This is a genomic window from Microbacterium sp. NPDC077391 (assembly GCF_040686955.1).
GTDB lineage: Bacteria > Actinomycetota > Actinomycetes > Actinomycetales > Microbacteriaceae > Microbacterium > Microbacterium commune.
The window spans coordinates 412,977-428,739 of record NZ_JBFBMI010000002.1; the positions used below are offsets into that span (position 1 = coordinate 412,977).

Annotated in this window: 15 protein-coding genes and 1 tRNA gene; 2 read left to right on the forward strand and 14 right to left on the reverse strand. The window is 69.8% G+C overall.

All coding sequences use genetic code 11. From position 1 onward, the window contains the following. Nucleotides 1-3 precede the first annotated feature (3 nt). The 8 genes from AB0O65_RS07270 to AB0O65_RS07305 form a co-directional block, all read right to left on the reverse strand. On the reverse strand, nt 4-2,475 hold the full coding sequence (locus AB0O65_RS07270) for a DEAD/DEAH box helicase (protein WP_363383863.1): 2,472 nt from the start codon (nt 2,473-2,475) through the stop codon (nt 4-6). Beyond that, the gene (gene tatC / locus AB0O65_RS07275) at nt 2,472-3,233 is read right to left on the reverse strand and encodes a twin-arginine translocase subunit TatC (RefSeq protein ID WP_071644447.1); all 762 of its coding nucleotides are present in this window, start codon (nt 3,231-3,233) and stop codon (nt 2,472-2,474) included. The genes AB0O65_RS07270 and tatC overlap by 4 nt, the downstream gene beginning before the upstream one ends. Nucleotides 3,234-3,295: 62 nt before the next feature. Continuing rightward, nucleotides 3,296-3,529, reverse strand: a complete 234-nt coding sequence (gene tatA, locus AB0O65_RS07280; protein WP_071644446.1) for a Sec-independent protein translocase subunit TatA — start codon at nt 3,527-3,529, stop codon at nt 3,296-3,298. A 26-nt stretch (nt 3,530-3,555) separates the two neighbouring features. Further along, entirely contained in the window at nt 3,556-4,551 is a 996-nt protein-coding gene (locus AB0O65_RS07285) for a WYL domain-containing protein (protein WP_191713038.1), read from the reverse strand. Next, nucleotides 4,548-5,501: a WYL domain-containing protein gene (locus AB0O65_RS07290; RefSeq protein WP_313478845.1), complete on the reverse strand. Its 954-nt coding sequence runs from the start codon at nt 5,499-5,501 to the stop codon at nt 4,548-4,550. The genes AB0O65_RS07285 and AB0O65_RS07290 overlap by 4 nt, the downstream gene beginning before the upstream one ends. A gap of 53 nt (nt 5,502-5,554) precedes the next feature. Then, nucleotides 5,555-6,466, reverse strand: a complete 912-nt coding sequence (locus AB0O65_RS07295) for a hypothetical protein (protein ID WP_313478760.1) — start codon at nt 6,464-6,466, stop codon at nt 5,555-5,557. 10 nt (nt 6,467-6,476) lie between these two features. Then, a complete protein-coding gene (locus tag AB0O65_RS07300) occupies nt 6,477-7,487 on the reverse strand; it encodes a tRNA (adenine-N1)-methyltransferase (RefSeq protein WP_191713039.1) in 1,011 nt (336 codons plus the stop codon). Then, nucleotides 7,484-8,161 carry an HAD family phosphatase gene (locus AB0O65_RS07305; RefSeq protein WP_313478762.1) on the reverse strand — a complete coding sequence of 226 codons (678 nt, stop codon included), beginning with the start codon at nt 8,159-8,161 and terminating at the stop codon, nt 7,484-7,486. The genes AB0O65_RS07300 and AB0O65_RS07305 overlap by 4 nt, the downstream gene beginning before the upstream one ends. A gap of 86 nt (nt 8,162-8,247) precedes the next feature. Between AB0O65_RS07305 and AB0O65_RS07310 the strand changes: the two genes are divergently transcribed. After that, complete coding sequence (locus tag AB0O65_RS07310; RefSeq protein WP_363383867.1) at nt 8,248-9,093, forward strand: PAC2 family protein; 846 nt, start codon at nt 8,248-8,250, stop codon at nt 9,091-9,093. A 4-nt stretch (nt 9,094-9,097) separates the two neighbouring features. Here the strand turns inward: AB0O65_RS07310 and AB0O65_RS07315 are convergent, their stop codons facing one another. Beyond that, nucleotides 9,098-9,928 carry an undecaprenyl-diphosphate phosphatase gene (locus AB0O65_RS07315; RefSeq protein WP_071644438.1) on the reverse strand — a complete coding sequence of 277 codons (831 nt, stop codon included), beginning with the start codon at nt 9,926-9,928 and terminating at the stop codon, nt 9,098-9,100. A gap of 51 nt (nt 9,929-9,979) precedes the next feature. After that, entirely contained in the window at nt 9,980-11,275 is a 1,296-nt protein-coding gene (locus AB0O65_RS07320; RefSeq protein WP_363383869.1) for a M20/M25/M40 family metallo-hydrolase, read from the reverse strand. A gap of 103 nt (nt 11,276-11,378) precedes the next feature. Here AB0O65_RS07320 and AB0O65_RS07325 point away from each other — a divergent pair. Then, nucleotides 11,379-11,463, forward strand: a tRNA-Leu gene (locus tag AB0O65_RS07325). A 46-nt stretch (nt 11,464-11,509) separates the two neighbouring features. Here AB0O65_RS07325 and AB0O65_RS07330 read toward each other — a convergent pair. The 4 genes from AB0O65_RS07330 to AB0O65_RS07345 form a co-directional block, all read right to left on the reverse strand. Then, nucleotides 11,510-12,223, reverse strand: coding sequence for a glycosyltransferase family A protein (locus AB0O65_RS07330; protein WP_363383871.1), 714 nt, complete (start codon nt 12,221-12,223; stop codon nt 11,510-11,512). Nucleotides 12,224-12,235: 12 nt separating this feature from the next. After that, on the reverse strand, nt 12,236-12,691 hold the full coding sequence (locus AB0O65_RS07335) for an SRPBCC family protein (RefSeq protein ID WP_071644432.1): 456 nt from the start codon (nt 12,689-12,691) through the stop codon (nt 12,236-12,238). A gap of 93 nt (nt 12,692-12,784) precedes the next feature. Further along, nucleotides 12,785-13,870, reverse strand: a complete 1,086-nt coding sequence (locus AB0O65_RS07340; protein ID WP_363383873.1) for a VIT1/CCC1 family protein — start codon at nt 13,868-13,870, stop codon at nt 12,785-12,787. 106 nt (nt 13,871-13,976) lie between these two features. After that, on the reverse strand, nt 13,977-15,719 hold the full coding sequence (locus AB0O65_RS07345; protein WP_071644428.1) for a DEAD/DEAH box helicase: 1,743 nt from the start codon (nt 15,717-15,719) through the stop codon (nt 13,977-13,979). Nucleotides 15,720-15,763: the final 44 nt, after the last annotated feature.

Consider the following 15,763-nt stretch of genomic DNA (forward strand, 5'->3'; position numbering starts at 1 on the left):
GGTTCACACCGCGGTGTAGACGACGATGCCGCGACGCACCCCGTCGAGCGCTCGGCGGGCCGTGCGGGCCAGGTCGCCGTCCTCGGCGACGATCGAGAGCTGGTCGAGCAGATCGATCGTCTGCTTGGCCCAGCGCACGAAGTCGCCGGCCGCCATGTCGGCGTCGATCAGCACCCGATCGAGCGATCCGCCGCGGGCCCACGCGTGCATGGCTGCGGCAAGTCCCGGCGCCAGCGGCTCGGTGCGCGGCAGCGAGTAGTCGTGCTCGAGATCGTCGAGCTCTGCCCACAGCCTCGTCGTGGCGTCGTACGCGATGCGGAACGCGCCGCGCGGCAGGCCCCGCTCCCCCATGTTCTGCTCGTCGCGCCGCGGCTCGTAGACCAGGCAGCTGGCCATCGCGGCGAGCGACGGCGCGTCGAGGGTGCGCCACAGCCCCTGGCGCAGGGATTCGGCGACGAGCAGGTCGCGCTCACCGTAGATACGGCGCATGGTGCGGCCCGCGTCGGTGAGCGAGAGGCGATCGCCCTCGCCGTCGAGATAGCCGACGACCTGGAGCACGTCGATCACCCGGTCGAAGATCCGCGCAACCGTGCCGGTGCGCGTCTCGATCTGTCGGCGGATGCGGTCGGTGTCGCGCTTGAGCGAGAAGTACCGCTCCGCCCAGCGCGCATGCGCCTCACGGTCGGGGCAGCTGTGGCAGGCATGCCGACGCATGCGCGTGCGCAGCCCCTGGATCTTCTTGAGGCGCTTGTCACGCGCGGCACGCCCTCCGGCATCCCGTCGGTCCTTCTTCTCGAGATCGCTGAGCTCGCGCCGCATCGCGGCGTATTCGAGGAAGTCGCCGTGCTCGCACGTCATCGCGTCGCGGTAGCCGGAGAGGGATTCCTCCGCCTCGCGCACCTTGCGCGCGAGGCCCACGACAGACCTGTCGGCCTGGAACTGCGCGAACGACGACTCGAGGATCTCGCGTGCCCGTGCCCTGCCGAACCGATCGATGAGATTGACCGCCATGTTGTAGGTCGGGCGGAAACTGGAGTTGAGCGGATACGTGCGGCGGGATGCCAGGGCGGCGACCGCCTGAGGATCCATGCCCTCGGTCCATTGGACGACGGCGTGACCCTCGATGTCGATCCCACGGCGTCCCGCGCGGCCGGTGAGCTGGGTGTACTCCCCCGACGTGATGGCGACCCTGGCCTCGCCGTTGAACTTCTCCATCTTCTCGAGCACCACCGTGCGCGCCGGCATGTTGATGCCCAGAGCTAGCGTCTCGGTCGCGAAGACCGCCTTGACGAGCTTGCGCTGGAAGAGCTCCTCGACGACCTCCTTGAACGCGGGCAGCATGCCCGCATGATGGGCGGCGACGCCGCGCTCGAGGTCGTCGCGCCACTGCCAGAAGCCGAGCACGTCGAGGTCTTCGTCCTGCAATGCACGGGTGCGATCGGTGACGATCTCGCGGATCAGGGTGCGCTCCTCCTGCGTGGTCAGACGCACGCCGGAGCGGCGCACCTGCTGCACGGCCGCATCGCAGCCGACCCGGCTGAAGATGAAGAAGATGGCGGGCAGGAGATTCGCCCGCTCGAGCAGCCGCACCACCTCGGGTCGGTCCATCCGCTCGACGCGGCCCATGTTCGACGGCCGCACGGGGCGCTTGCCGCCCCGGGGCGCCCGGTGCGCCTCCCTGCCGGCGTGTCTGCTGCTGCGGTGCTCCTGCGCGCGGCGGTTGCTCTCGTGGCGGGAGCCGGTGAACGAGCGGATGCGCAGCAGCTCCTGGTTCACCTGGGCGGTCGCGATGCCCGCGCGCTCGTCGAAGAGGGGCAGCAGGTCATCGCGCACGAGGACGTGCTGCTCGAGGGGCACCGGACGGATCTCCGACACGATCACGTCGGTGTCGCCGCGGACGGTGTCGAGCCAGTCGCCGAACTCCTCGGCATTCGACACGGTCGCGCTGAGCGAGACGAGGCGCACCTGCTCGGGCAGATGCAGGATGACCTCCTCCCACACCGGACCGCGGAACCGGTCGGCGAGGTAGTGCACCTCGTCCATGATGACGTAGCGCAGCCCGCGCAGCGCGTCGGAGTCGGCGTACAGCATGTTGCGCAGCACCTCGGTGGTCATCACCACGATGCGCGCGTTGCCGTTGATGTTCGTGTCGCCTGTGAGCAGCCCCACCTGATCCGCGCCGTACACGTCGACCAGCTCGCGGAACTTCTGGTTCGACAGCGCCTTCATGGGCGTGGTGTAGAACGCCTTGTCGCCGGCCGTCTGCATCGCGAGGTGGATCGCGAACTCGCCGACGATCGTCTTGCCCGCACCCGTGGGAGCGGCCACCAGCACGCTGCGGCCGCGCTCGAGCGCATAGCAGGCGTCGACCTGGAACGGATCGAGCGCGAAGCGCTGCCGCGCGGCGAACGCCTGTGTGTGCGGGTGCTCGGCCGCGGCGCGGGCGGCCGCATAGCGCTCGGCGGGTGAACTCATGCTGTGCGCAGGTCCGGGTCGAGGCCTTCGGCGATCCGTCGCTTGCGCCGCCGTCTGTCGAGCAGGAGGGTGAGGCCCGCGGCCGCGAAGTACAGCACCGTGAGCATGCCGGCCAGCATCAGCATGCTCACGACATCTGCGGCGGGCGTCGCGAGTGCCGCGAATGTGGTCGCGATGAGCACGGCGACCCGCCATCCCTTGAGGATCGCCTTCCCGGACAGGACGCCGGCGAAGTTGAGCACCACGAGGAACACGGGCAGCACGAAGGCGACGCCGATGACCATCATCATCTTGAAGACGAAGTCGTAGTACTTCTTCGCCTCGTACAGGTTGGTGGCGCCCTCGGCTGTGAAGGATGCCATCAGCTCGATGACGTGCGGGACGACCAGCGTGCCGACGTAGCATCCGGCGAAGAAGAGCGGCAGGGCCGCGCCCAGGAAACCGACCGTGTACCTGATCTCCTTGCGTGTCAGCCCCGGCATGATGAACGCCCAGAGCTGCCACATCCAGATCGGTGCCGACAGGAAGATGCCGATGGAGAAGGCGATGCGCATCCGCAGATCGAACGGCGCCGTGACCGAATCGTAGGTGAGCGCGACGAGCGTGTCGCTCGTCTTCGCGACCTGGTTGATCGGCTCGGTGATGAAGGCGATGATCGGGTCGGTGATGAGGAACGCGACGATCATGCCGACCAGCAGGCCGGCAGCCGCGAGCATGAGCCGCTTGCGGAACTCGAGAAGGTGAGCTCCCAGCGACATGCGCCGTTCGCCGCGTGGCTGGCTGTCCTTCGCGGCGTGGGAATCTACCGCAGCCACGCTGATCAGACTGTGCGATCAGGCCCGGCGGGCGCGTCGGGGTCGACGTCGCTCACGGCGTCCTTCTTCTTGGCGGGGTCGGCGGCGTCTTCCTCGCGCATGGCCTTCATCTCGCCCTTGAAGACACGAGCCGACTGGCCCATGCTCTTGGCCAGCGCCGGCAGCTTCGCCGCACCGAACAGAAGAAGGATGACGACGAGGAGTATAACCAGGTGCCATCCGTTGAGGTTGCCGAGCATGAAGGACTCCTAGATCGAGGTTGCGGTCAGTCTACCTGGGCGTGCTGCCGCTCAGACGTCTTGTAGAGGTCGAGTCCCGCCGCGGCCCAGTCGCGGGTCGTCGTGCGCGCGAGGGGCGGGTCGAGCACCTCGAGGGCACCGCCGAAGCGTGCGGCGACGCGCTTGATGCCGCGCGGGTCGGCCATCCGGATGCGGAGTGTCACGAGGCCCGCGCCTCGATCGACCTCCTCCTGCGGGAACGATCCGATCAGCGGCACCAGCCGCTCCGGGATCCGCACGGTCACCTCACCCTCCGGGCCGTCGCCGTCGCCGAACTCGGCGGGGACGGCGGCGTCGCCGTGCGTGATCGGGATGTCGGTGAGCCGCGCGTCGCTGACCCGGTCGAGGTGGAATGTGCGCATCGCGGTGCGCAGGTGACACCAGCCCTGCAGGTACCACTGGCCGTTGTCGATGCGGATCTGAGCGGGATCGACGGTGCGTGTGGTGGGCTGCGCGTCGGGAGCCTGGTAGCGGAACGACACGGCGACACCGTCGTGCAGCGCCTGCGAGACCACGCGCTGCACCTCCGTCACCGCGGCCGGCGCCACGACGAGGTCGGGTGGGGCACCGGCCGAGCCGCGCGACAGCTTGGCCATGAGACCGGTGACCAGGCCCGATTCGGCGACCGCCGGCACGGATGCGACCATCTGCAGTCCCGCCAGCAGCGCAGCAGCCTCGCGCGCGGTCAGACGCGGCACGCGCCGCAGCGCGACGTCGTTGGTGATCTCGATGATGTCGTGCTCGTCGAGCAGCTCCCAATCGATGTCGAACATCTCCTGCGGCAGCTGCCAGTAGCCGGAGTCTCCGGGCAGGCCGATGACCGTCAGCTTCTCGACCATCCCCCGGAGAGCCTCGCGGGTCACCCCGAAATCGGCGGCGGCTTCGTCGAGCGTCACCTGCCCGCGCTCGAGCAGGTAGGGCACGAGGGTGAGATAGAGCCGAACCTGCTCGGCAGCGAGAAGCGGGGCGCCCTGGGTGCTCATGATTCCTCCCGATCGGCGCCGTCCAGGGCGGCGGCGTGGCGCTCGGCGATCGCCCGAAGCCGCTGGATCACGGCACCGCGCAGATCCTCGGGATCCACCACCCGCACCTCTGGCCCGTATGACGCCAGCTCGTCGGCGAAGATGTCGCGGTCGACGTATCCGACGGCGATGCCCTGTGCGCGCGGTGTGGCGCGCCGGCCGAGCCGCAGCGCGGCCTCGGTGCCCGGCGTGACCTCGAGCAGGGCGCGCTGGGCGGCCGCGACGTCCTCCAGACCCGCGAGTGCACGAGCCGCGGCGCCCTCACGCAGCGCGACGTCGAAGGTCTGCGCTGTCACCTTCACATCGCTGACGATGCGGCTGAGCAGGAAGGTGCGCTCGGCGTCCGCGTCGACGTCGATCCCGAACAGATGCCAGCGCGCCTCGTACTCCACCTGCGCGAGCGGACGGACGCGTCGGCGGGTGGGCGACTTCTCCCCCGGCTTGAGGTACTCGAAGACGACCACCCTGCTGCGCTCTATCCCCTCCTGCAGCGCGGGGAACGCAGCATCCCGGGCGGCGATGCGCGGTGCGAAGCCGATGATCGGCTCGTCGCCGTCGATGCCGAGTGCGCGGATCTTGCGCACTCCTGACCGGGCATCCATCGACACCGACTCGGTGCTCCACACGCTCCCGGCGAGACGCAGCACGGCGAGCTCGGCCGGTGTGAACTCGATGTCGGTGGGCAGGTCGTACTCGGCCTGCGGGATGCGGTAGCGGGCCTCGCGCAGATCGTGCGGATCGGCGGGATCGCCGATCGTCTCGATCGGAACGCCGAGCGAACGCAGCTCGTCCTTGTCGCGCTCGAACATCTTCTCCAGCGCATCGGTCTTCGCGCCTGCCTCGACGCGCTGCCGGTAGCCGGACACGTTCTCGATGATCTGCTGCTTGGTGAGCCCGATCTCCGTGGCCATCAGCGCCACGACGAGATTCGTCAGGCGCTCTTCGGCGGGGATCCGGGCAGGCGTCACCGGCCCATCAGCTCCTCGGGGATGACGCCCAGCACGTCGACGACGTACACGGTGGCGTCGTCACCGGACTCGGTCGGCACGATGACCATCAGCTGCGATCCCACCCGCGAGCTCGAGACCGCGTCGATGACCTCGGCAGGAAGACCGTCGGTGCCGGTGAGAGTGGCGTCCCAGGTGGTCTGGCCGACGCTGCGGCTCGTCCAGCCGACGGAGGTGGAGCGGATCAGGGCGGTGCCGTCGCCGACCTTCTCGTGCTCTCCCTGCAGCAGCGTCTCGGTGATCGTCTTCTTCGGCGCGGCCGTGTCGGGGATGATCACGCCGGGGCGACCGTCGGGTGCGCGCACCACCGAAGGGAGGCCGGGTGCGTCGTTGAACACCGCGGAGCCGTCCGCCTTGGCCAGGGCGGTGTAGCGCACGTCGTAGACGGCGACGAGGCTGTCGTTCGCATCGAGCCCGATCTGCTGCGCGGCGCCCTCGGGAAGCTCCGAAGCGGGGATCGATGCGACGATGCGGCTGCCTGCCGTCGCGCACGCCAACGCCTCGTCGACGCCCGACAGCTCGGCGCCGGCGGACTCCGGGCTCCACAGCTTCAGCTGGGCGTCCAGCGTCTGTCCGGTCGTGCCGTTCACCAGCACCCGGGTGAGGATCGCCTCCTGGCGGCTGTCGGTGATCGCGCGGCCGTCACCGGTGATGATGTCGGCGTATGCGGGCTTTCCGGTGTGCACGGGCAGCTCGATCTCGACCTGCGGAGCGCCGAGATCTCCGGTCACCGTCACCGATCTCTCCAGCGCCGCCGAGCTGTCGCGCTCGCACGCGGCTCCGTCGAAAGTCGGCGCCGCGGCCGAGCATCCGGTCAGGACGAGGGTGGAGAGGGCGAGGGCCGAGAGGGCAGCGGTCGTTTTACGCACGCGCCCCAGTCTATTCCGATGCCCGCTCGCCCTCGCGCGACGCCGCCGCGACCCGCGCGCCGCCCGCGGCCTTCTGCGCCTCCCGCACGCGCTTGCGCAGGTTCTTGTCGGTGATCTCACGGTCGCCGACCGCGCCTGGCGTCCACAGCTCGACGTCCTCGTCACCGTAGCTGGACTTCGACGCGCGACGACGCACCTCGGGGGGCACGGCCCCCGGCGCCAGGCGACGTGCGGTGAGCAGGAAGCCGGTGTGCGCGACCATGCGGTGATCGGGGCGCACGGCGAGGCCCTCGACGTGCCAGCCGCGCACCATCGTCTCGGACGCATCCGGATCGGTGAACAGCCCGGTGCCTCGGATGTACTCCGCGACGCGCGACAGCTGGGTGGCCGTGGCGATGTAGCAGATCACCACTCCCCCGGGGGTGAGCGCCTCAGCGACGACGTCCATGCACTCCCACGGAGCGAGCATGTCGAGCACCACGCGATCGACCGTGCCGGCCGGGTGGTGAGCGCCCAGCTCCTCGGCCAGGTCTCCGACCACGACCTGCCACGTCGCGGGGGTCTCGCCGAAGAAGGTCTCGACGTTCGCCTTCGCGACCTCGGCGAAGTCCTCACGGCGCTCGAACGAGGTGAGCGTGCCCTCGGAGCCGATCGCGCGCAGCAGCGCCAACGACAGCGCACCCGAGCCGACACCGGCCTCGACGACCACGGCGCCGGGGAAGATGTCCGCCTGCATCACGATCTGCGCGGCGTCCTTCGGGTACACGATCGCCGCGCCGCGCGGCATCGACATCGCGAAGTCGCGGAGCAGAGGGCGCAGCGCCAGGTAGTCGTGGCCCGAGCTGTTGGTCGCGACGGATCCGTCGGGCTGGCCGATCAGATCGGCATGACGCAGCACCCCATGATGCGTGTGCAGCTCGCCGTCGGCACGCAGCGTGATGGTGTGCAGGCGCCCCTTCGGGCCGGTGAGCTGAACGCGGTCGCCCTCCCGGAAGGGACCGCTGGGACGTGCGGCGCTCATCGGGCGCCCTCCCTCGCGAATCGGGCGTGCAGGTCTGCGAGGTCGGCCGTCGTGCGGCCCTCGAGGGTCGACCACAGCTCGTCGGCACCGCACCCGTCCAGCGCGACGATGTGCGGCACGCCGAGGGTGACCGCGCCCGATGCCGCGCCGGCGGCCACACCGGTCGGCGAGTCCTCGATGACGACGGTGTCGACGATGTCGATGCCCAGCTGGGCGGCCGCGGCCAGGTACGGATCGGGGAACGGCTTGGGCCTGTCGACCTCGTCGCCGGCGATGACGAGGTCGAACGCGGGGAAGTCGATCTGATCCAGGACGTCGAGCGCCATGCGACGAAGCGACATGGTCACCAGTGCCGTCGGGATGCCCTGCGCCCGCAGGTCGGCGAGAAGCTCGCGCGCGCCCGGTCGGAACGGCACCCCCTGCGTGCGCAGGAGCTCCGCGACACGATCGGTCATCAGGTCGACGATCTGCTGAGGTTCGAGGTCGACCCCCGCCTCCCGAAGCACGCGCCCGCTCTCGAGCAGACCGCTGCCGATCAGCTGCATCGCGTCGTCGTGCGTCCAGGTGCCCCCGTAGGACTCGACCAGCTCCGTCTCGACGGACATCCAGTAGGGCTCGGTGTTGACGAGGGTTCCGTCCATGTCCCACAGGACTGCGGCGGGCTTTCTGCTCATTGCACCCATGCTAGCCGGGTCGACGCGCCTCGCTTCACGGTGAGGTCTAGCCTGGAGGGATCGACTCGGCTTCCGGAAGGAGAGGGATGGACGTCCTCGGCTCTCGCATCATCGTCGCCGCGTTCGACGGCTGGAACGATGCCGGCGAGGCGGCCAGCGGTGCGATCGCGGCCCTGCGGGCGGCCGGCGAGTACGAACAGGTGCACGCCGTCGACCCCGAGCTGTACTTCGACTACCAGTACACGCGTCCCTCGACGCAGGTGAACGCCGACGGGCGTCGAGAGCTGCGATGGCCGGAGGCGACGCTGTGGCGGCCGACCCGACCCGTCGACGCCGGGCCCGAGCTCTGGCTGCTGACCGGCTCCGAGCCGGCGCGCGCGTGGCAGGCGTTCGTGAACGAGTTCCTGGATGTCGCACTGCGCGACGACGCCACGGGTCTGGTCACGATCGGGGCGATGCTCTCCGACGTGCCGCACACCCGCCCGATCTCGGTGTTCGCCTCGAGTCAGGATGCGCGGGTGCGCGAGGTGCACGGGCTGGACAAGTCCAGCTACGAGGGCCCGGTGGGCATCCTGAGCGTGTTCGACCAGTTCTTCAGCCAGGCGGAGATCCCGGCGGCGAGCCTGTGGGCGAGCGTGCCGCACTACGTCGCGACGGCCGCCCCGTCGCCGAAGGCGACGCTGGCGCTGCTGGATCGTCTGGAGGAGCTGACCGGTGTGGGCCCCGCGCGCGAGCACATGCGCACCGAGGCCGCGGCGTGGGAGGCATCCATCGACGCGGCGGCCGCGGAGGACGAGGACATGGCGGAGTACATCCGCCAGCTCGAGCGCACCCGCGACGCGTGGGATTCCCCCGAAGCGTCAGGCGACGCCATCGCGCAGGCGTTCGAGCGCTATCTGCGCCGCCGGGGCGACGGCTTCGACAAGCGCTGATCGATCAGACGGCGGGCACGACGCCGGTCGCGAGCAGCACGATGAGGACGACGCCGAGCAGCACGCGGTAGATCACGAAGGGCAGGAAGCTGCGCTTCGAGATCCAGTTCATGAAGAACGCGATCACCCCGAGCGCGACGACGAACGCGACGCCGGTGGCGGCGAAGGTCTCACCCAGCCCGAAATGCTGATCCGGGTCTCCCCCGTGCTTGAACAGCTGGTAGAAACCGCTGCCGAAGACGGCGGGGATCGCCAGCAGGAACGCGTACCGAGCGGCCGCGGCGCGCTCGTATCCGAGGAAGAGACCCATCGTGATGGTGCCGCCCGAGCGGGACACACCGGGCACCAGTGCGAGCGCCTGCGCGAAACCGAACGCCGCGCCGTGCCCGTAGGTGAGCTGGTCGAGCTTGCGGCGCTTCGCACCGACATGGTCGGCGACGCCGAGCAGCACACCGAACACGATCAGCATGATCGCGACGATCCACAGGGAGCGGAACACCGTCTCGATCGAGTCCTGGAACAGCAGCCCCAGCACGACGATCGGGATGCTGCCGAGGATGATCAGCCAGCCCATCCGCGCGTCGGGATCGTTGCGCGGCGCCTTCCCGGTGAGGGAGCGGAACCACTGGGTGATGATGCGCACGATGTCCCGCCAGAAGAACACGACGACCGCGGCCTCGGTGCCGATCTGTGTGATGGCGGTGAACGCGGCGCCCGGGTCCTCGCCGGACGGCAGGAAGGTGCCGACGATGCGCAGGTGCGCGCTCGAGGAGATGGGCAGGAACTCCGTGAGTCCCTGCACGATGCCGAGGATGAGCGCTTCGAGCAGGTTCATGCGTCGCTTTCTGACAGGGCTTGGTGGAGACGGGCCGCGAGCGTGGGCTGGTCAGCAGCCGCGCAGCAGATCGGCCAGAACGCGCTGGCCGAAGACAAGCGATTCTACGGGGACGCGCTCGTCGACTCCGTGGAACATCCCGGTGAAGTCCAGATCCGCGGGCAGACGCAGCGGCGCGAATCCGTATCCGGTGATGCCCAGCGATACGAGCGCCTTGTTGTCGGTGCCGGCACCCAGAAGATACGGGATCACGGGAACTCCGGGGTCGTGACGCCCGAGCGCTGCGACCATGGCGTCGACGAGGTCTCCCTCGAATGCGGTCTCCATGCCGATGTCGCGCACGACCGTCTGGATCTCGACGTCGTCCCCGACGATGCGCTGCAGCTCGGCGAGCACGTCGTCCTCGGTCCCCGGGATGACGCGGACGTCGATGAGCGCCTCTGCCGTCTCCGGGATCACATTGTGCTTGTACCCCGCGGTCAGCGCCGTCGGGTTGGTCGTGGTGCGGAACGTCGAGCGCAGGAACGCCTCGGCGGGACCGGCCGCGGCGGCCAGGGCATCCGGGTCGTCGGTCGACCGGCCCGTGAGGGCGCTCAGCCCGTCGAGCAGCGCCCGCGTCGTCGGGGTGAGTCGGATCGGCCAGCGGGTGCGCCCGATCGCTGCCACCGCCTCGGCGAGCCGCGTCACCGCGTTGTCGTCGTGATAGCGGCTGCCGTGCCCGGCACGCCCCTTCGCGACCAGCCGCAGCCAGAGCATCGCCTTCTCCCCCACCTGAAGCAGATAGGCGCGGTGATCGTCGACGGTGATCGAATATCCGCCGACCTCGCTGATCGCCTCGGTGGCGCCGGCGAACCAGTCCGGACGCTCCTGCACGACGAGGGCCGAGCCCTCGACGCCGCCGTTCTCCTCGTCGGCGAAGAACGCGAGGATCAGGTCGCGCTCGGGCTGCTCGCCGGCCCGCAGGATGTCTGCGACCGCGGTGAGGATCATCGCGTTCATGTTCTTCATGTCGACGGCGCCGCGCCCCCACAGCATCCCGTCGCGCACCAGGCCCTCGAACGGGTCGACGCTCCAGTCGGCGGCGACAGCCGGGACGACATCGAGGTGCCCGTGCACGACCAGCGCCGGACGCTCGGGATCGCGGCCGCGCACGCGTGCCATGACGTTGGTGCGCCGCTCGATCGGCTCGTAGTACTCCGGTTCGAGGCCCAGATCGGTCAGGTACGCGCCGACGTACTCGGCTGCCTCGCGCTCGCCGTTCGCCCGGCCTCCCCCGTAGTTCGAGGTGTCGATGCGGATCAGGTCGCGGGCGATGCGGACGACTTCGGGCAGCTCAGACTCGGGCATGTGCCCAGGCTACCCAACCCGGGTGGCGCGCCCGGGAGTCGGGCTGGTTCGAACAGGTGCGCGGGGCGTGCTAGAGTCGATCTTCGTTCGGCAGCGAACATCTGCGCGGGTGGCGGAATAGGTAGACGCGCTAGCTTGAGGTGCTAGTGCCCGCATAGGGCGTGGGGGTTCAAGTCCCCCCTCGCGCACAGAACGAAGAAGACCCGGGTCCTGAGGATCCGGGTCTTCTTCGTCTCAGCTCCGCTCCCGCAGACGCCGCCAGCGGTACGGCGGGAAGTCCTCCGGCCAGTGCATCCGCACGGTGCGGAATCCGCGCCTCACCCGGCGGCGGAAGCCGCGACCCCGCCACAGCGGACGCATCGAGATGCCCATCCGTCCTCCCCTGATCCGACCGATGCGCCCCACCTCGCCGAGGTGGTAGGACAGGTCGAGGTCGTCGTGGGTCTCGGCATCGTGGCGGTGCACGTCGGCGCGGACCGCGCGCCAGGCATCCTTCCGCATCGCCAGACTCGAGCCGAACAGCGGACGATGTCCGAGCGCCGCGCCGGCGGCGGCCGTGTACGCGCCGAGGTAGACCTCCGCCGTCCAGCGCAGGGCACGCGGTCCGTCGATGAATCGCGCACCGCCGGTCGCCGCGACGGTCGCCGTCGAGGACAACGATGCCACCGCGTCGTGCACCCACGTCGGCGGCGGCACGCAGTCGGCGTCCAGGCGGAGGATGAGGTCTCCGGCGGCTTCGTCGTACCCGGCTGCAGCCGCGGCAGGGATGCCGATCTCGGGACACGTCACCACACGCGCGCCGGCGGACGCGGCGATCGCCGCCGACGCATCCGAGGATGCATTGTCGACGACGATCACCTCATCGGCCTGTCGCGTCTGCTCGCGCAGGGCGTCGAGACAGCGCGTCAGCAGCTCCGCGTCATCCCGCACCGGGATGACGACCGACACTCGCAACGACGCTCAGGCTTCGACGTCGCCGCGCCACGCGCCGGTCTCGCCGCCCCGGCCCTCGATGAACTTCTTGAAGTTGTCGAGATCCTTCTTGACCGCGTGCGAACCGGCACCGACCAGTGCGCCCACCTTCTCGAGCAGACCCTGCGGGTCCCAGTCGATCTGCGCGGTCACTCGCGTGGTGCGGTCGTCGAGCTTGTGGAAGGTGACGACACCGGCGTGCTCGGTCTCGCCGCCCACGCTGCGCCAGGCGACGCGCTCATCGGGGTGCTGCTCGGTGATCTCGGCGTCGAACTCGCGCTGCGCACCGCCGACCTTGACGACCCAGTGGTTGTGCGTGTCATCGATCTGGGTGATCGAGACGACCTCGTCGAGGAAGTGCGGGAAGCTCTCGAACTGCGTCCACTGGTTGTAGGCGACGGTCACGGGGACGTTCACGTCGACGGTCTCGATGATCTGGGGCATCTTCAACTCCTCGCTTCGGGGATGGACCTCCCAGTCAGCCCGATCAGCGGGCGGCGCGGGAGGGGGTTGACGGCAGGGCCCGCGAGGGTCGACTCAGACCGCGCCGACGCCGAAGACGAGCCCCAGCGCGTAGGTGATCGCCGCCGCGCCCACGCCGATCGCCAGCTGGCGCAGGGCGCGCTTGAGGGGCGGCCCGCCGGAGAGGATGCCCACCATCGCGCCGGTGGCGAGCAGGGCGATCCCGACCAGCACGAGGGCGACGATGATCGCCGTCGTGCCGCTGAGGCCGAAGATCCACGGCAGCACGGGGATGATCGCCCCGGAGGAGAACAGCAGGAAGCTCGAGATCGCCGCGGCCCAGTCGCTGCCGATCACCTCGTGGTCGGAGTGCGTTCCGATCGGTCCTGTCGAGTCGCGGCGGATGCCCGCCTGCGCGGCCTGCACGACGCGCTGCGCGCGGATCAGCGACTCGTCCTGACCCATGCCGCGCGCGCGGTAGACGAGGGCCAGTTCGTTCGCGTCGATGTCGAGGTCGCCCGCGTTCGCATCGGCATCGCTGTTCTCCTCGGTGGATGCCAGCAGCTCGCGCTGCGATCTGACGGAGACGAACTCGCCGGCACCCATCGAGAGGGCACCCGCCAGGAGTCCGGCGATTCCGCTGAAGAGCACGAACGGGCCGCTCACGCCGGTGGCGCCGATGCCGAGCACCAGCGCGAGGTTGGAGACGAGACCGTCGTTCGCGCCGAACACGGCCGCGCGGAACGAGCCCGACAGTCGTCGGCGTCCGCGCGCGGCGAGCCCGCGGACCACCTCGTGGTGCACCTTCTCGTCGGCGCGCATCGCGGCCGTCGCGAACTTCTCGGTGTCGTACGGCGATCGGGCTTCCGCGCTCTGCGCGAGGGCGAGCACGAAGATCGATCCGAAGCGCGAGGCCATCCAGCCGAGCATCCGCGAGCGCAGGCCGGCCCTCGGCAGCCTCTGCGGCTCTCCCCCGAGAAGGTCGAGCCAGTGCTGCTCGTGACGGCGCTCCGCGTCGGCGAGCGAGAGCAGGATCTCGCGCTCCTCTCCGCGGCGACGTGCGGCGAGGTTCGTGTAGACGGCGCCTTCGGCGCGCTCTTCGACCAGATAGCGTGCCCACTGCCGGCGATCGGCGGGGGTGGGCTGTGCGGGCGCGTTCATGCATCCTCCGTGCTGTGGGGAACAGTCAACGGTATCGACGGCCACGCGCAGGAACCGCGTCAGGACAGCGATTGACAGGATTTCGGATGCCCGAAGCGCAGGCCGCTCAGGAGCGCACGCGCTTGCGCAGCACGTCGATCCGTGACTGCAGCTGAGTGACGGTCGCCTGCGCGACGGCGGGTCCGCCGCACACGCGCCGCAGCTCGGCATGCACCGCACCGTGCGGCTCGCCGGTCTGCCTGGCGTACAGTCCGACCAGGCTGTTGAGCAGCTGCCGCTGCTCGCGCAGGGTGCGGTGCAGCGGCGCCGGCAGGGTCGACTCCTGCTCGGGAGGAGCCGCCGCCTCACGCGCCTGGCGCAGCTTGCTTTGCCGAGCCTGACGCTGCATGAGGAGGTCGTGCACGTGCTCGGGCTCGAGCAGCCCAGGAAGCCCGATGAACTCCTCCTCCTCCGGGGTGCCGGGTTCGGCCAGCTGGCCGAAGTCCTTGCCGTCGAAGACGACGCGGTCGAAGTGCGCGAGCGAGGAGATCGCCTGGTAGCTGAACTCCTGCGTCAGGGCATCCGACGCATCGTCCTCGCGATTGGCGCTCTCCAGGAGCGAGTCCTCGAGGCCGTCGTCGTCCTTGGTCTGACGGTCCAACGCGTGATCGCGCTGCTTCTCCATCTCGTTCGCGAGCGTCATCAGCACGGGGACGTTCGGCAGGAACACGCTCGCCGCCTCACCACGCCGGCGGGCGCGCACGAAGCGCCCGATCGCCTGCGCGAAGAACAGCGGCGTCGAGGATGAGGTCGCGTACACGCCCACCGCGAGTCGGGGCACGTCCACACCCTCCGACACCATGCGCACCGCGACCATCCACCGCCGGTCGTCGGCGCTGAAGCGCTCGATCCGCTCCGACGCCGATGCGTCGTCGCTGAGCACGACGGTGGGCTGCTGCCCGGTGATGCTGTGCAGGATCTTCGCGTAGGCGCGGGCCACGGTCTGGTCCGTGGCGAGCACCAGCCCGCCGGCGTCGGGAACGTGGTGGCGGATCTCGGAGAGGCGCCGGTCGGCGGCGCGCAGCACCGCGGGCATCCACTCCCCCTCCGGGTCCAGCGCCGTGCGCCAGGCCTGCGAGGTGACGTCCTTGGTGTTGTCCTGGCCGAGGTGCGCCTCGAGCTCGTCGCCGGCGCTCGTGCGCCAGCGCATCTTCCCGGAATACATGTGGAAGAGCACGGGGCGCACGACGCCGTCTTCCAGGGCGCGCCCGTAGCCGTAGGCGTAGTCGGTGCTGGAGACCCGTGCTCCCGATTCGTCGGGCAGGTACTCGACGAACGGGATCGGCGCGGTGTCGCTGCGGAAGGGCGTGCCCGAGAGCAGCAGCCGCCGCTTCGCCGGACCGTAGGCGTCGCGGATCGCGTCGCCCCAGCTCAGCGCGTCACCGCCGTGGTGCACCTCGTCGAGGATCACGAGCGTGTTCGCGTCTTCGGTCAGATGGCGGTGCACCGACGACTTCGCGGCGACCTGCGCATAGGTCACGACCACTCCGTGGTACTGCCGTGACGGCGCCCAATGACTGTTGCGGAATCGCGGGTCGAGGCGGATGTGCACCCGTGCGGCGGCATCAGCCCACTGCGTCTTCAGGTGCTCGGTGGGCGCGACGACGATGATCCGGTTCACCTCGCCCATGCGCAGCAGCTCGACCGCCAGCGTCAGGGCGAAGGTGGTCTTTCCGGCGCCGGGGGTCGCGGCGACGAGAAAATCGCGCTGATCGGCCTGGAAGTACTGCTCGAGCGCCTCGCGCTGCCATGCTCTCAGCTTGTCGGCGGTACCCCACGGCGCGCGCTGAGGAAAGGACGGAGAGAGCATCGCATCTACGATAATCCAGCCCGCCGACAGTTCGGTTCGAGGCC

Coding starts and splice junctions, on each gene's coding strand:
- tatA (WP_071644446.1), bottom strand. CDS start 3,529: ATGCTCGGCAACCTCAACGGATGGCACCTGGTTATACTCCTCGTCGTC.
- AB0O65_RS07315 (WP_071644438.1), bottom strand. CDS start 9,928: ATGAACCTGCTCGAAGCGCTCATCCTCGGCATCGTGCAGGGACTCACG.
- AB0O65_RS07335 (WP_071644432.1), bottom strand. CDS start 12,691: ATGCCCCAGATCATCGAGACCGTCGACGTGAACGTCCCCGTGACCGTC.
- AB0O65_RS07305 (WP_313478762.1), bottom strand. CDS start 8,161: ATGAGCAGAAAGCCCGCCGCAGTCCTGTGGGACATGGACGGAACCCTC.
- AB0O65_RS07345 (WP_071644428.1), bottom strand. CDS start 15,719: ATGCTCTCTCCGTCCTTTCCTCAGCGCGCGCCGTGGGGTACCGCCGAC.
- AB0O65_RS07340 (WP_363383873.1), bottom strand. CDS start 13,870: ATGAACGCGCCCGCACAGCCCACCCCCGCCGATCGCCGGCAGTGGGCA.
- AB0O65_RS07320 (WP_363383869.1), bottom strand. CDS start 11,275: ATGCCCGAGTCTGAGCTGCCCGAAGTCGTCCGCATCGCCCGCGACCTG.
- AB0O65_RS07285 (WP_191713038.1), bottom strand. CDS start 4,551: ATGAGCACCCAGGGCGCCCCGCTTCTCGCTGCCGAGCAGGTTCGGCTC.
- tatC (WP_071644447.1), bottom strand. CDS start 3,233: ATGTCGCTGGGAGCTCACCTTCTCGAGTTCCGCAAGCGGCTCATGCTC.
- AB0O65_RS07270 (WP_363383863.1), bottom strand. CDS start 2,475: ATGAGTTCACCCGCCGAGCGCTATGCGGCCGCCCGCGCCGCGGCCGAG.
- AB0O65_RS07310 (WP_363383867.1), top strand. CDS start 8,248: ATGGACGTCCTCGGCTCTCGCATCATCGTCGCCGCGTTCGACGGCTGG.
- AB0O65_RS07300 (WP_191713039.1), bottom strand. CDS start 7,487: ATGAGCGCCGCACGTCCCAGCGGTCCCTTCCGGGAGGGCGACCGCGTT.
- AB0O65_RS07290 (WP_313478845.1), bottom strand. CDS start 5,501: ATGGCCACGGAGATCGGGCTCACCAAGCAGCAGATCATCGAGAACGTG.